The 13289-nt window shown below is 37.0% G+C and carries 11 protein-coding genes and 2 pseudogenes; 2 read left to right on the plus strand and 11 right to left on the minus strand.

Annotated elements, in window-relative coordinates; translation table 11 throughout:
* Positions 1 to 328: 328 nt before the first annotated feature.
* From F6K06_RS20005 to F6K06_RS20030, 6 genes and pseudogenes are all read right to left on the minus strand, one after another.
* On the minus strand, positions 329 to 1006 hold the full coding sequence (locus F6K06_RS20005) for a hypothetical protein (RefSeq protein WP_240038893.1): 678 nt from the start codon (positions 1004 to 1006) through the stop codon (positions 329 to 331).
* A gap of 54 nt (positions 1007 to 1060) precedes the next feature.
* On the minus strand, positions 1061 to 1219 hold the full coding sequence (locus tag F6K06_RS20010; protein ID WP_240038894.1) for a hypothetical protein: 159 nt from the start codon (positions 1217 to 1219) through the stop codon (positions 1061 to 1063).
* 3 nt (positions 1220 to 1222) lie between these two features.
* Positions 1223 to 1333 (minus strand): hypothetical protein, encoded by a 111-nt coding sequence (locus F6K06_RS20015; RefSeq protein WP_240038895.1) that lies wholly within the window; start codon positions 1331 to 1333, stop codon positions 1223 to 1225.
* Positions 1334 to 1405: 72 nt separating this feature from the next.
* A pseudogene (locus F6K06_RS20020) lies at positions 1406 to 1588 on the minus strand (hypothetical protein); the annotation flags it as partial.
* Positions 1589 to 1794: 206 nt separating this feature from the next.
* Positions 1795 to 1965, minus strand: a complete 171-nt coding sequence (locus tag F6K06_RS20025; RefSeq protein WP_192901094.1) for a hypothetical protein — start codon at positions 1963 to 1965, stop codon at positions 1795 to 1797.
* A gap of 63 nt (positions 1966 to 2028) precedes the next feature.
* Positions 2029 to 4404 carry a serine/threonine-protein kinase gene (locus F6K06_RS20030; protein ID WP_124144440.1) on the minus strand — a complete coding sequence of 792 codons (2376 nt, stop codon included), beginning with the start codon at positions 4402 to 4404 and terminating at the stop codon, positions 2029 to 2031.
* Between the two features lie 315 nt (positions 4405 to 4719).
* Here F6K06_RS20030 and F6K06_RS20035 point away from each other — a divergent pair, with 315 nt between their 5' ends.
* Entirely contained in the window at positions 4720 to 5169 is a 450-nt protein-coding gene (locus F6K06_RS20035; protein WP_124144433.1) for a hypothetical protein, read from the plus strand.
* 1052 nt (positions 5170 to 6221) lie between these two features.
* Here F6K06_RS20035 and F6K06_RS20040 read toward each other — a convergent pair.
* Positions 6222 to 7706, minus strand: coding sequence for a DEAD/DEAH box helicase (locus F6K06_RS20040; protein ID WP_124144434.1), 1485 nt, complete (start codon positions 7704 to 7706; stop codon positions 6222 to 6224).
* Between the two features lie 126 nt (positions 7707 to 7832).
* Between F6K06_RS20040 and F6K06_RS20045 the strand changes: the two genes are divergently transcribed.
* Entirely contained in the window at positions 7833 to 7988 is a 156-nt protein-coding gene (locus F6K06_RS20045; protein ID WP_161564947.1) for a hypothetical protein, read from the plus strand.
* 1044 nt (positions 7989 to 9032) lie between these two features.
* Here F6K06_RS20045 and rimO read toward each other — a convergent pair.
* From rimO to F6K06_RS20065, 4 genes and pseudogenes are all read right to left on the minus strand, one after another.
* Positions 9033 to 10364: a 30S ribosomal protein S12 methylthiotransferase RimO gene (gene rimO, locus F6K06_RS20050; RefSeq protein ID WP_124144435.1), complete on the minus strand. Its 1332-nt coding sequence runs from the start codon at positions 10362 to 10364 to the stop codon at positions 9033 to 9035.
* Between the two features lie 304 nt (positions 10365 to 10668).
* Positions 10669 to 11661 (minus strand): OmpA family protein, encoded by a 993-nt coding sequence (locus F6K06_RS20055; protein ID WP_124154420.1) that lies wholly within the window; start codon positions 11659 to 11661, stop codon positions 10669 to 10671.
* Between the two features lie 301 nt (positions 11662 to 11962).
* Entirely contained in the window at positions 11963 to 12103 is a 141-nt protein-coding gene (locus F6K06_RS20060) for a hypothetical protein (RefSeq protein WP_192901095.1), read from the minus strand.
* A 1001-nt stretch (positions 12104 to 13104) separates the two neighbouring features.
* A pseudogene (locus F6K06_RS20065) lies at positions 13105 to 13289 on the minus strand (hypothetical protein); the annotation flags it as partial.

Consider the following 13289-nt stretch of genomic DNA (forward strand, 5'->3'; position numbering starts at 1 on the left):
GTAGTCAGGAGGTAAGGTGAGTAGCCTTACTTTTTGAATTTGGTATTACAAAGAAACAAAGAATATGGAAGAGATAAAAAAGTAGAAACTTGCTCAATAGACATATAGATATCTCCAGAAAAGAGATAACAGGTAACAGGAAGAAATAATAGAAATCATCAATTATTTCTCCCTACTCCCCTACTCCCCTACTCCCTGCTCCCTACTCCCTACTCCCTAAATTGGGATTAATCAACCCATTAGCCGTACCAAAAAGATTAATTGGACTCTTACCATCAGTAATTAAAACACTCTGAAGACCAAGCCCCTACAACAACCTCGCCTGCATTTATGGGCCAGCTTGAGCGATCGCCCGAATTGTCTCAGCCCCCAAAGCCTCCACTTTTTGCTGAAACTCAGTAGCAGTAATTTCAGCCATTTGCCTTGCCTTCTCAATCTCTAAATTATTCAGTGTCTGCTGATGGGCTAACTCAGTCTCCTGACGCGCCCTCAACTGAGCCATCTCAGCCTCATGGCGAATCCGTGCTGCTTCTACTTCCTGCTGCGCCAAATTCACCGCCAACTGGCCTTGAAAAGGAGATAACATATAAGCTTGAGGTCCATTGACTAATTTTAGTTCCCCACTTTGAACATCCCGTACATATATACCTTCATTTTTGTCTAGGGGAATAGCCTGAAGTTTTTCTAATACTTCTAATTCCACTGGGGGAATATAATCTCTTGGCCCAGTAATCATCCATAAATCTCCTGGTTGCCGAGTAATAACGTTTGCTCCTGTTCCCTCGGTGAAAGTTTCCTCAACTCTGATTAGGAGTGCTTCTTGTTCACCAAGAATATAGACCTTTTTAATTCCTGTTTCTAAATCTTCTCCTGGGTGCAAAAAGAAAGATGTTCTGCCCTGACGCACTTCTTTCATACCCCACTGCGGTTTACCATCTGCATCTATGGGATTAGTTACTATGCACCATTCGCGATCGCTTAAAGTAGTGATTTTGACTTCTCCCACTACTTCTTCATAAACGTCGGGAATATGAATTTCAGCATCTGCAAAAGTAACTAACTATTCATATCCCGCTTTGCGTTGCTGACCAAAAATATCAGTAAAAGTCCGTTTTGCTTTTAGATGTAGTGCTTGACGTTCGGTTAATACATAGGCATCAATAGTATCGACAATTTCTTCATCTACTCCAGGCAAATAAGCACCTTCTTCCCTGACCAACCATTATTCCCCAGTTCTACGTCTGTTACCTTGACGATCTATACAATTTTGTCGTGCCAGCAGTCGTAAGGCTTGGTTAGGTTTAATTATTTTAGCTATAACTGTGACTACCACTTCAACTTCTACCCTGGGAGTGTAAGTTCCTGGCCCCTCAAATAACCATTCATCCCCTGTCGTACGAGTGACAGTTTGAGACTCTCCTGCAACGATAACTGTATCAGTAAAATCTCGTATTGCTTTGAGACGTAGAGTTTGGTTTGTGTCAATTACTTGTAGTTGAGTTACATCTTCTTCGAGTATTTCTCCTGGATATAGTGGGAAAGGGTCTTGAGCAAAGCGAATTTCCAGATCGCCATATTTGAGTCTAATTTAACCATACTCATCGGCCACAAGTTGATCTGAACTATAGCAATGTGCGCTGGCATATTTACACATTATTTTTTGTACACCTTTTCTAAAATGCACTTTGAACTGGGCCTTGTAAATACCTGAGCGCTCATTGCTATATTTCTTAGTACAGGGTTAGCTGCTACACAATAATGGCGAGGTGGAACTACAATTGTCAGTTGTGGTTGTCAGACTAACCTTTCTGCATCTCCAAGGGTAATGGTTTGAGGGCCTATTTCTAGTCTGATAACACCAGTGTTATTGTCAAGAACATGAATATACTGTTGTGGCTTCAGGAGAATTATACCATTGTTCTCTATTGTAATTGGATATTCTGTGGTACTTTTTATTTTACTCATAGTTTAATAGTTTTGTAACTAGAAATCTTAAGTTATTCATTATCCATTATTAATTATCTCTTACTATCGTCGCCAAATTTTAATAGTTCTGTCTTTACTACCACTAGCAATACTATTACCATCAGGACTAAAAGTAACTGTATAAATCTCATCTTTATGCCCGGTCAAAGTACTAACTAATTCTCCTGTTTCTAAATCCCATATCTTAATATTATTATCCTTACTGCCACTAGCAATATATCGACCATCTTCGCTAATATCAACAGATACAACTTCAGCAGTATGACCAAGAATAGTTTTGATTAATTCTCCTGTTTTTAAGCTCCAAATTTTAATAGTATTATCGTAACTCCCACTCACTATTTTTTCCCCATCTGGACTAATATCAACAGACCTAATTACTCCTTCATGTCCAGTCAATGTATTAATTAATTCTCCAGTATATAAATCTTCAATTTTTATAGTTTGATCTGCACTACCACTAACCAATATTCTGCCGTCAGGACTAATAGCAATAGAATAAACTACATCTGAGTGATCGGGGAAATTAAAAATTAAGAAACCTGTTTCTAAATCCCAAACTTTAACTGTTTTATCTCCACTAGCACTAGCAATTGTTTGATTATCAGAACTCATAGCAACTGACCAAACAGGTGCCCAATGTTCAAATACTCGAAATAATTCTCCTGTTTCCAAATTCCAGATCATTACTCTCCAATCATAAGTACCTACCACTAATTTAGTACCATTATTATTCAAAGCAACTGACCAAATTGGAGAATCATCTGCAGCTAATGTGTTGATAATTTTTCCTGTAGGAACTTCTAAAATTTTTACTGTTGTATCTCTACTTCCAGTAACTAAATTTTCGCCATTATCACTAAATGCAAGAGCGCCTATAGAAGCATTAAACCTAGACAAATCTTCAACTTGATAATTCTGCCAATTTAGACCTTGTTGACAATTTTGTAAAAGAGATTGAGCTTCAGCAAAAATGCTAGATTTTTCACTAATTAAAGTTCCTTGATTGATACATTCTTCATAGTTGCGCTCTATGTATAAGTTTTTTACAAAATTAAATTTTGCCGATTCTTGTTCTTGCTGTTGTAATACTTGTTGTTGACGTAATTGTAAATAATTTTGGAATTTAAGATATCTATATATAGCAAAGATTATTACAATTAAGGTAGCGATAAATCCTAAAATCAACTGCCAGTTAAAAGATGATTGTTTGTTATTATTGCTAAATATTTTTTTAAATTTAGTAAGTAGAGATTTTGGTAAAACTCTGTTTTCTATTAATTCTATATCTTCTTGAGTTAGTCCTAAAATTTGCTGTAGACGCTCTAACTCCTGGCGAGTTTCTTGACTAAAAGGATATTCTTCCTGAATCGCAGCTTTTAATGTTTCTTCATATCTTTCTCCTTTCATCCGATATTTACGGTAAGGATTTAATACTTCATCCTCAATTATTTCCGTTTCTTCCCGGGAGAGTTCTAAACTTTCTCTAAGTTCATCTAAAATTCTTCTCCCGACAATAGAAATATCTCCTCTATCGCTAGCTCGACGAATAACCTCTTCCCGATAAATTTCTTTATTATCTGTAGCGAAACTTGGAAACTCATTAATTTTTTTTAAATCTGCTATAACTTCTGCTGCTGACTGGTAACGTTCGTGAAAGTTATAGCGCACCATTTTATCTAAAATATCTGCTAGAGAAGTAGAACAATTTGTTAGGTATCGCCAAAAAATCTCTTTTTTTTCACCATTTTCATTATCCTTTAGTTTCGATAATTCGCTGCTAGGCAATCCCGTAATTGCCTGAATGCCAATCATTCCTAAAGCATAAATATCACTATTTAATTGGGGATTATATTCAAATTGTTCAATTGGCATATATTCCATTGTGCCAATCCTAGCTGTAGGATTTTGCTGACCAATATTAATTTCTTTAACAGCTCCAAAATCAATTAATACTAATTGATTATCCGATTTTCTTCTAATTAAATTAGCAGGCTTAATATCTCGATGAATAACACTATTTTCATGCACAAATACTAAAATTTCTAATACTTCATTGATAATTAAAATTACTTGTTTTTCAGATAGGGGTTTACCAGGTAATATTTCATTGTCTAAAGATTGACCAGGAATAAAAGATTGAACTAGAAAAAACTCTCGATCTTCTTCAAAATATGCAAGTAGTTTAGGAATTCGATCATGTTGAGAAAGCTTTTCTAGCATCTGTGCTTCTTTTTGAAATCGATCGCGAACGATATTAATTAATCTTCGATCATAAATACTTGGTTGTAGATGCTTAATAAAACATTGTGCTTCTCCAGGACGACGAATGTCTAAGGCCAGATAAGCATGGCCAATTTCCCCTGATTCAATAATTTTAATAATTTGATAGCGTCCATCTAAAATATTACCAATCATCATTATTGTGGTAGAGCCTTTTTTAGTTGATTATGGCATGAAACAATTTACTCATTTTGACATCTACAATTATAAAAAAAATAGTTTTAATTAAGAATATTTTCCTGATTCCAAAACTGAAAATTAGAAGTTTAATTGTAACCCTTAATCATTAATTGATAGAGATATGTTACTCCAGAACACAAATTAATTCTGATAAAAAGTGTAATATAGAAACCAAAATAATAATTTTGGCCACTCAAAACAAAAGCACAATTTTAACAGTGCTATCATAGACAGAAGCAAAGCTAAAATCAGGTATAGGGAGTTAAGTGGATGAGCCATGAAATAATAGCAATTAGGAGACCTGTTAGACCAAAACAGCCTATTGAGCCAAATTCTCCAAAGGAGGCGCTTCACGAACAAATTGAGTCAAAAGTAGAAAAACCAAATTCAATAAAAAATAGCCCCTCATCAAGAACAGAAGGTACGAATGAAAGGCAATTAGGAAAACCAATAAGTAAATCAGAAAGACCCAAAAAACCAGGAAAACCAAAGCTAAAAGAATCTATCCAACAAGTCACCAATGCTAACGGAAAAGTTTTTAGTTCGGGGGATAAGATTTTAGTATCAGCACCCTGGAGTAGTATTGTAGAAGCTGAAATTACGGGTTTTTATAAAAGTCCTGGAGGTTCAATCTGGGCAATTTTTCTTCCCCAAGAATCTCTACCTAAGTGGAAGTGGGAAAAAGGTTGCATCCGAGCTGAATTATTAAAACAAGCATAATTAAGGCAAAAAAAATCTTAAATTCAGGATAATTTAGCATCTAAAAAAAATCCTAAAAAATATAACAGGATGATTTGGGTTGTGTAGAAAATATCCTGAATCAAATTAAGAGGAAACAGGGAAAAAATATCCTGAATAAAGGGAGGGGGGAGAGGATATATTTTAAACTTTTCTCCTGTTCCATAAATATTTAATCAAACTTGATATAACTGATACTAAATCTGATTTAGATAGGTTACTTGTTAAGGTAGTAAATATTTATCCAAATGGTTAAATTCAAACAAATCAATTTCTTAAAGTGCTGAAAGTGTTAGTTTTTCAGGAGTTAATTCTTGAGCAAATTGGAAAACAAAATTTTCTTGCTGTTTAGTTTCTATTGTGTATTGAAGAGTTTCTCTGACCTTAGCGATCGCCTCACTATCAGTTCCGGTGCTCCCTACTCCCTCTCTTGGTGAGCGTTCCTTGCCTTGGTCGATTGGATATGGCGTTAGCGCAACGGATCTGCCAGAGCGGGTTTCCTCGCCATTTCACCCTACGGGAAGCTCCAAAGATCGACCGCTTGCGTCTGTCGCACCCCGCGGGGTCGCACCGCTGCTCCCTACTCCCTAAATTTTTGATTGTGGTTATTCAAACAGACATGATATAATAGTAAAAATCCTTAAAAAAAATTTAGAGACGCGATCGCCCACATCTCTAAAATTACTATTCGACTATTTCAGCCAGAATTGATATCCTCTCGACGTTGCGCTTAGGCGACAACGTGGGATTCCTAACCATCACTGATTAGGTTTTTCTGTTCCCTCTTGCCTCCTCCGGAGGAGCTGCGCTAACAGAGGATCTGCCTCCGAGGTCTTTCCCTCTTTTTGGTCTTAAGGTCGCTCCACAGTACGTCACCAATCCGATGGCTCCCCTAGACACTGCTAGCCCAGCAGCCTCAATTTAAGTATTATAGCACATGGTTTGAAAAAAAAACCAATCAATATTGGTTTTCCCATAGGATTATCCCGCACTCTCCTGAGGGCGGGTCTTCAACCAACGTTGAAATAAGTAACTTAATTATTGCGTGACACAGAAGCCTCTTCTACAAAATTGTCACCATCTCTCCTCTGATTTTTAGGAGAAGGTTTTTGATGACGAATCTTCGGTGAGCGTGGCTTTGGCTTTGGCTTCGGAGTTTCATAGACAGGGATTTCTTCCTCCTGAGCATAATCAGGCCCCATCCAAGCAGGACGAGTTTCATCATAAGCTATCTGTAAAGCTGCTGCAGCGATCGCATGGGGGTCATACTCTTCACCCAACTGAGCAATCAATGGTAAGAAAGAAGCCATTCGTTCCCCACTCAGAGCATCTCGTACCTTATTCTGTAACTTCTGCAACTGTCGGGCTTCAATTTGAGACCGCTTAGGAATCGAGCGAGTATCCAAACGTTGACGTAGATGACGTTCTATCAACCGTAACTTCCGCTTATCTAAAGGATTAATTAACGAAATCGCTGTACCTTCACGACCTGCACGACCTGTACGACCAATACGGTGAACATAATTTTCCACACTATCAGGTAAATCGTAGTTAATCACATGAGTTAAGTGGTCCACATCTAAACCACGAGCTGCAATATCAGTTGCCACTACCCAACGTACTTGTTGATTACGAAAGCGACTTAGCAACCGTTCTCGTTGGGATTGATTCAAGTTACCATGATATTCATCAACACTATGACCTGCTGACTGTAATTGGTTTGTTAGTTCAGCCGCTGCTTGCCTTGTCCGCACAAATATCAAAGCTGCTTCTGGGTCTTCGAGTTCTAGAACTGGCTGTAAGGCTTTAGCTTTCGGCCAACCACGAGGCACCATGTAAGCAATCTGAGAAATTCGCTTCGGAGTTGTCTTTTGTTGAGCAACTTTGACTGTTACTGGCGATCGCAAATATTTATTCACCAGTTTCTTGATTGAGTAGTCCATGGTAGCAGAGAAGAAAGCTGTTTGATGTTCAGTGGGTGCTGCATCCAAAATTCTTTCTACATCCTGAATAAAACCCATACTCAACATTTCGTCAGCTTCGTCTAAAACCATCATTTTCAAACTATCTAGTTTTAAACTATTGCGACTCAGCATATCCAGAATCCGTCCTGGCGTTCCAACTACGATATGAACACCTCTTTGAAGGCGCTGAATCTGACGTTCAATAGATTGACCGCCATAAACAGTTAAGACCTGTAATCGATGTTTCGTTGGACTCTTGTTATCCAAACCAGCAATTTGACGAATCGCTTCTGTAACTTGCAGCGCTAACTCACGAGTGGGAGTCAAAATCAAAGCTTGAACTGCCTTTGTCTCCAGCTCAATTCTCTCCAATATGGGTAACGAAAACGCTGCGGTTTTACCTGTTCCTGTTTGGGCTTGACCTACAATATCGGTTCCTGCCAGCAAATGAGGTATTGCTTGGACTTGAATCGGAGTAGGTTCAGTAAAACCAATTGTTTCCAGATGATTTACACGCTCTTGTGAAATTCCTAAATTTGCAAACGATAAATCCATTCATTCTCCTAAGTAAATTATTTTACATCTGGTTTTGTTACCCAACTTGGAGGCAGATTTATGCTCAACTATAGCTGCTTATCAGCCCTTGCTCACGATAAACCTGTAGTTATTTGGTAGGGCAGTATGCCTTTGCCAATCACAGTTTCTACTAAATCTACTAAACTGATAGCTAACATTTTAGTAGTGTCTGTATGTTCTCAACGGCTAGGTTTTAACCTGAAGATCGACGACAGAATTAAAGGCAAAATGCCTGTTCCTTTTCTCTCTAGTTGGGTATAGTGAAGTACCTGCTCTATAAAACTGATACAAAGCGTCACATAAAGTGACAAATTGACGTTTACTTCTTGCTTCAACTGAGGCCGTCGGCGGTTACTCATCCACAAGCATTTACGGTCGAGCCGACCGCATATCTCAAATTTATACTGGCGTTTAAATCTCCTCAAAAGGAGAATCAGCGCAGCCACCCTGCTTCTCAAGGCGGATAAATTCTGATTTTTTTTGTAGAGGCTTTCCGATTTTACAGGCAGACAAACATGAACATTATTAAGTTATGTAGTTTGTCTGATTACCTGAACTACCGCTAGTAGATATAATAGAAAATTTATATTGTTTCTACGACCTTTTAAGTAAGTCAGGTAGGTTATCAACCACTACAATATAAAGATATAGAAATTACTACTGTCTCACACATATCAATCTCAGGAATTTTAAGCCCCTGCGATTAAGTTTCCTTTCGTCTCACTCCTAAACCTACGGCCATAGAGAGGAATTTCCTAGAGGGTCTGTTGAGAAAGGTTAGAGCCAATATTTGGCTATCGTTAAGCTGTTGTATATATCAAGTTTCCGTTGGACAAAGGAAGAAAAAATGACCTTAATTTTGAGGTTTTCCATGTCCCAGCGTATCTACCTACATTACCGTAGGTATTTTATGATACTTAACAGCTCCCTTTGGGTAGCTCGTCTTTATCTTCATAATGATTAACATAATAACAAATGACTTAACATTTGCCACATTTATTACATATTTTCCTGGAATTAACTTAATTTTTTAGATTTTGTACATTGATGTAGAGGTTTTGGGACATTACACACTTTTTACAGAAGTTACTTAAAAGTGATACAGGCGTTACATGTAAAGTCTGTAAAGCAATCAAAGTTAAGAAGAATTTCTGATGTATATATTGTAATGTGTTAAGATTTTAAGTTGCGCAAGAAGCCCAGTATAGTTTATATCTTCATAAGTATCATTTAGTTGCAAGACTTTATGTGTCTAATGATGCTTTGGCAATCCCTAAAAATGTACCCTACACTTCAACTGAATGACTAATTGCTTGATTTACTCAAATCTACATAACCATACAAATCGTAAACATCTGCATCTGTAATCATCACTGGCACAATTGAACCCAAACGAGCTTTACCTTGGAGATAAACAAGTCCATCCACTTCTGGAGAAAACCGTGGTGACCTACCAATCAACTCTCCTGTCTGAGGATTTTCCTGTTCAATCAGTACATCAACTACTTGTCCCACTGATTTTTGATTCTGTTTTCCAGATATGGGCTGCTGGACTTGCATAATTTTTTCTCTACGGGTGTCCATCACTGCTTTGGGCAACTGATTAGGCAAACTATAGGCGGGGGTTCCTTCTTCTGGAGAGAAAGTAAATACCCCAACATGATCGAACTCGTGACGCTTGACAAATTTCACTAAATGTGCATGATGATCTTCCGTTTCACCAGGGAAGCCCACTATAAAGGTTGTCCGCAACACGGCATTGGGCATAGCTGCTTTTATTTTTTCGATTATATCATCATTAACCCGACCTTGCCAAGGTCTATTCATGGCCCGCAATATTTGGGGATGAGAATGTTGTAAAGGCAAGTCTAGATAGGGTAAAATATTGGGAGTTTCTTGAATAGCAGCTATTACTTTGGGAGTCAAACCTGTAGGATAGGCATAGTGCATTCTAATCCAGGGTATATCAACTTTTCCTAGGGCGCGGAGAAGTTCGGCGAGTTTGGGTTCGCCATAAATATCGATTCCATAGTTAGTGGTTATTTGGGAGATGAGGATGATTTCTTTTACCCCTTGGTCTGCTAGTTGTTGAGCTTCAGTGACAATAGATTCTATGGTGCGCGATCGCTGATTTCCTCGTAGATGAGGAATAATACAAAAAGCACAACGATAATCACAACCTTCAGCTATTCGCACATAAGCAACTCCTTCGGATGTGGTGCGGTAACGTGGGGTTGTTTCATCGGCAATATAGGTGGGTTGAGGGGAGACTTCTGTGACGCGATCGCCTTTTTCTACCCGTTGCATCACATCAACTATTTTATGATAATCACCAGTCCCCACAAGTGCTACTGCTTCTGGTAACTCTGCAAGTAATTCTTCTTGGAAGTGTTGCGCCATACAACCTGCGATGACTATTTTTTTGTTAGCTTCTGCTAATTCTACCAAAGTACGAACAGATTCTTCTCTGGCAGTTTGAATAAAACTACAGGTGTTAACGACTACATAATCTGCTAATTCTTCGTTAGCATCTACTTGATAACCCGCTTGTGCTAGTAAACCTATGATATGTTCGGTATCGATACGATTTTTTTCGCACCCTAAGTGAGAGAATGAAATGGTAGGTTTTGTAGACATTTAGAGTTCTGAGTTATTAATTTTGATCGGGAATAGTCTTTATAATATAGCATATTACCTATGGCCAAATAAGGTATGGCAGTCGAAGGAAAGGGTGCGAACAGATCGAGAGCTTAAAACTCAGACAACACAATATTTTTTCTTTTTCCTTCTTCCTTCTTTACTTCTTCCTTCTTCTTTCTGCTATAAAGCAAGTCAAAGGTCTTAAACAGACAAAAACTGGCATTAAATCCTAGAATTTGGCATCTGCCAGTCGAAAAATAAGAGTTAAAAATTAATATTGATTTTGTGAAGAAGTTCAAAGTTAATTAGCGGGTGTCAAAATAATTACTGTTCGCTGATTGACATCAGCAGCAGGATCGCTACCAGGGAGTGGTTGAGAAAATCCCATTCCTTTGCCAACAACCTGATATGGTAAATTCTGCTGTTTCAAATATTCGACTACTGCATTTGCTCGGTCTTGAGATATTTCTTGGTTTAACTGAGCACCACCGACCTGAGATGTATGACCTTCAACTCTAATCGTAACTTTATTAGGATCGTATTCTTTAATTTCTGAGATGAGACTATTTATAGTTTGCTCTGCTTGGGGAGATAATTCAAATTCATCAAATCCAAATTTTACTTGACCTAAAGTTTTGGCTTTACTCAAATTCTTGCCTTGTGGTTGAGATGTTGTAGATGTGTTAGTAGAGGTAGCAGCAGAAGTTTCGATTTCTGGCGATGATGTAGCAGTTGGTTGTGCAGTTCCAGATCCAGAGGTAGTAGTAATATTAGTAGTAGGTGATACGGTCGCAGATGGAGAAGTAGATACTGAGCTAGTAGTTGTTTCAGTGTCTGTGGTTTCTGTAGTTGTAGTTATAGACTCTGCTTCAGTGGTTGTTGTATCAGTTGTAATAGGAGTGGGAGACTCTGCTGTAGTAGTTGTTTCGGTTTCTGTGGTTTCTGTAGTTGTAGTTATAGACTCTGCTTCAGTGGTTGTTGTATCAGTTGTGATGGGAGTGGGAGACTCTGCTGTAGTAGTTGTTTCGGTTTCTGTAGTTTCTGTAGTTGTAGTTATAGACTCTGCTTCAGTGGTTGTTGTATCAGTTGTTTCAGTTTCTATTCTTTGTACTTGAGTAACTTCTGTTTTATCATCTACATCTTCAGTTTCAGTCAATTGAACATCAATAGTAGGTTTTTCAAAAGCTTTAGGACCTGCAAATGCCCAAGCACAAATCATCATAAAGCCCATACATCCTGCTAAGATACTAGGACTTAAAGTTTGTTGGTGATGTATTTTTTTTTCAGCAGTCATATCTAATAATATAGCTCCAAACTAGGTTTATCTGAAATAACTTCTATTAAACTAATATGATATTGATAGAATCAGCAACTGGCAAAAAATCCAAAATCATTGAGATTCTTGTTATTATTTATAGCAGCATTTTATGACAAATGGAATAAATCGTAAATTATTTTTTTTAAGTTCTTTATATCCTTTTAATATTACTATTTAATATTACTATATTCTAAATAAATTGGATTTTAATTGAAAATTAAATATCTTAAAGAGACGTTCCGCCAGAACGTCTCTAGAAAACTTGTATTGTTGTTAACTAGCCAACTGTATAAGCGGTACTAAGTCCCCACAAAAGAAGAAAGACTATTGCACCTAGAATCACAATCGCAGAAATGGCGATCGCGCTGGGAGTATCTGCTCCCTTAAATTTCATTATTCCACGGTCAAGGTCTGACATAATATTTATCTCCTAATTATGTTTTTGATTTTAGCTAAGATTTTCTGGAAATATGTCTATATTGCTACTATATTTTCTCCCATTTCTGTTTATGATTTGTCTCTAATATTAAAATAATAATAAAGATTGGCAATGGTCATATTTTAGGCCGTTTATAAATTAGATAATTCTATGATTTTGTCATCAGTGTTAATTAATTATTGACTGAGATCAGACTCAAATTGTTTCCTAATCTAATCAGGGGTGTTAAAAAAAGGGAAGATACTTCAGAATATGATAATTATTCTGGTAATTCTGAGCAGGTTAAAACTGAGGAGGAATCTGAGCAAATTAATGAAGTTTTGCATGTTTAAACAGCAGATTCTCAGGAGTTATCTCAAGATATTAGTTTGCTCAGGGATTTTTTATACTTATTTGTACGGTTCTCTTTACAATCCAAGGGCTTAATTTACTTTTTAAATGTTCGGGAAATTAAGAAGAATGGATTTTATGTTTTTTGAACGCAGCACATAAACAACCAGAATTAATGTTGATGATGATATTATTTATTCCAAGTATCACAGTTTCATTGTTTGTGATTTACTGGCTAATACTTCAGTTTATTAAAGCTCTGGCTTTGCTTAAGCAAAAGTTTCTTGAAATATACTTCTCCGACATTAACTTTAATCCCTTGTAATACCTGGGAAAAAACTTAGTTTCCGGAGATGAATAATCCAGAAATAGGAAGGTAAAAAACATCAAAAAATTCCCGAAAAAAAAATTATCTAAATGTTAGGTAGATTGCCTATAATAAATATAGAAGCTAGAAATAAGAATTGTTTAGATAGATCGGTTCTGACAATATGTAGATAACGACTGTACAGATCTCTACATTTATAATGATAGCTTTTTGTCGAATATTGGACTTTGGACAAAAAGAAAAAGTGGTTAGCGTAAGTATTACACTAACTAATCGGTGATTGTATTAGAAATCAAATCTGGAATTATCTTCGTTTCTCACATTATTTATCATCCTGAAGATCATAGGATGGGTCTGGTTCAATTTCTCCACCAAAACAAATATCTAAATAACTTTCTTGAAGGGAATGAACAACTCTCTCCAACTCATCAATAAGATTCCTTCGAGTCATTTTTTCAACTGCATCAATATGAGCTTCACTTCCCCCTTTTCCTAAATACTTATATT

The sequence above is a fragment of the Okeania sp. SIO1H4 genome, from assembly GCF_010672695.1.
Lineage (GTDB): Bacteria > Cyanobacteriota > Cyanobacteriia > Cyanobacteriales > Microcoleaceae > Okeania > Okeania hirsuta.

Excerpts from the sequence above, each read along its gene's own strand:
- F6K06_RS20060 (WP_192901095.1), bottom strand. The coding sequence starts at position 12,103 with ATGTCAGACCTTGACCGTGGAATAATGAAATTTAAGGGAGCAGATACT.
- F6K06_RS20030 (WP_124144440.1), bottom strand. The coding sequence starts at position 4,404 with ATGATTGGTAATATTTTAGATGGACGCTATCAAATTATTAAAATTATT.
- F6K06_RS20035 (WP_124144433.1), top strand. The coding sequence starts at position 4,720 with ATGAGCCATGAAATAATAGCAATTAGGAGACCTGTTAGACCAAAACAG.
- F6K06_RS20055 (WP_124154420.1), bottom strand. The coding sequence starts at position 11,661 with ATGACTGCTGAAAAAAAAATACATCACCAACAAACTTTAAGTCCTAGT.
- F6K06_RS20040 (WP_124144434.1), bottom strand. The coding sequence starts at position 7,706 with ATGGATTTATCGTTTGCAAATTTAGGAATTTCACAAGAGCGTGTAAAT.
- rimO (WP_124144435.1), bottom strand. The coding sequence starts at position 10,364 with ATGTCTACAAAACCTACCATTTCATTCTCTCACTTAGGGTGCGAAAAA.
- F6K06_RS20045 (WP_161564947.1), top strand. The coding sequence starts at position 7,833 with ATGCCTTTGCCAATCACAGTTTCTACTAAATCTACTAAACTGATAGCT.
- F6K06_RS20025 (WP_192901094.1), bottom strand. The coding sequence starts at position 1,965 with ATGAGTAAAATAAAAAGTACCACAGAATATCCAATTACAATAGAGAAC.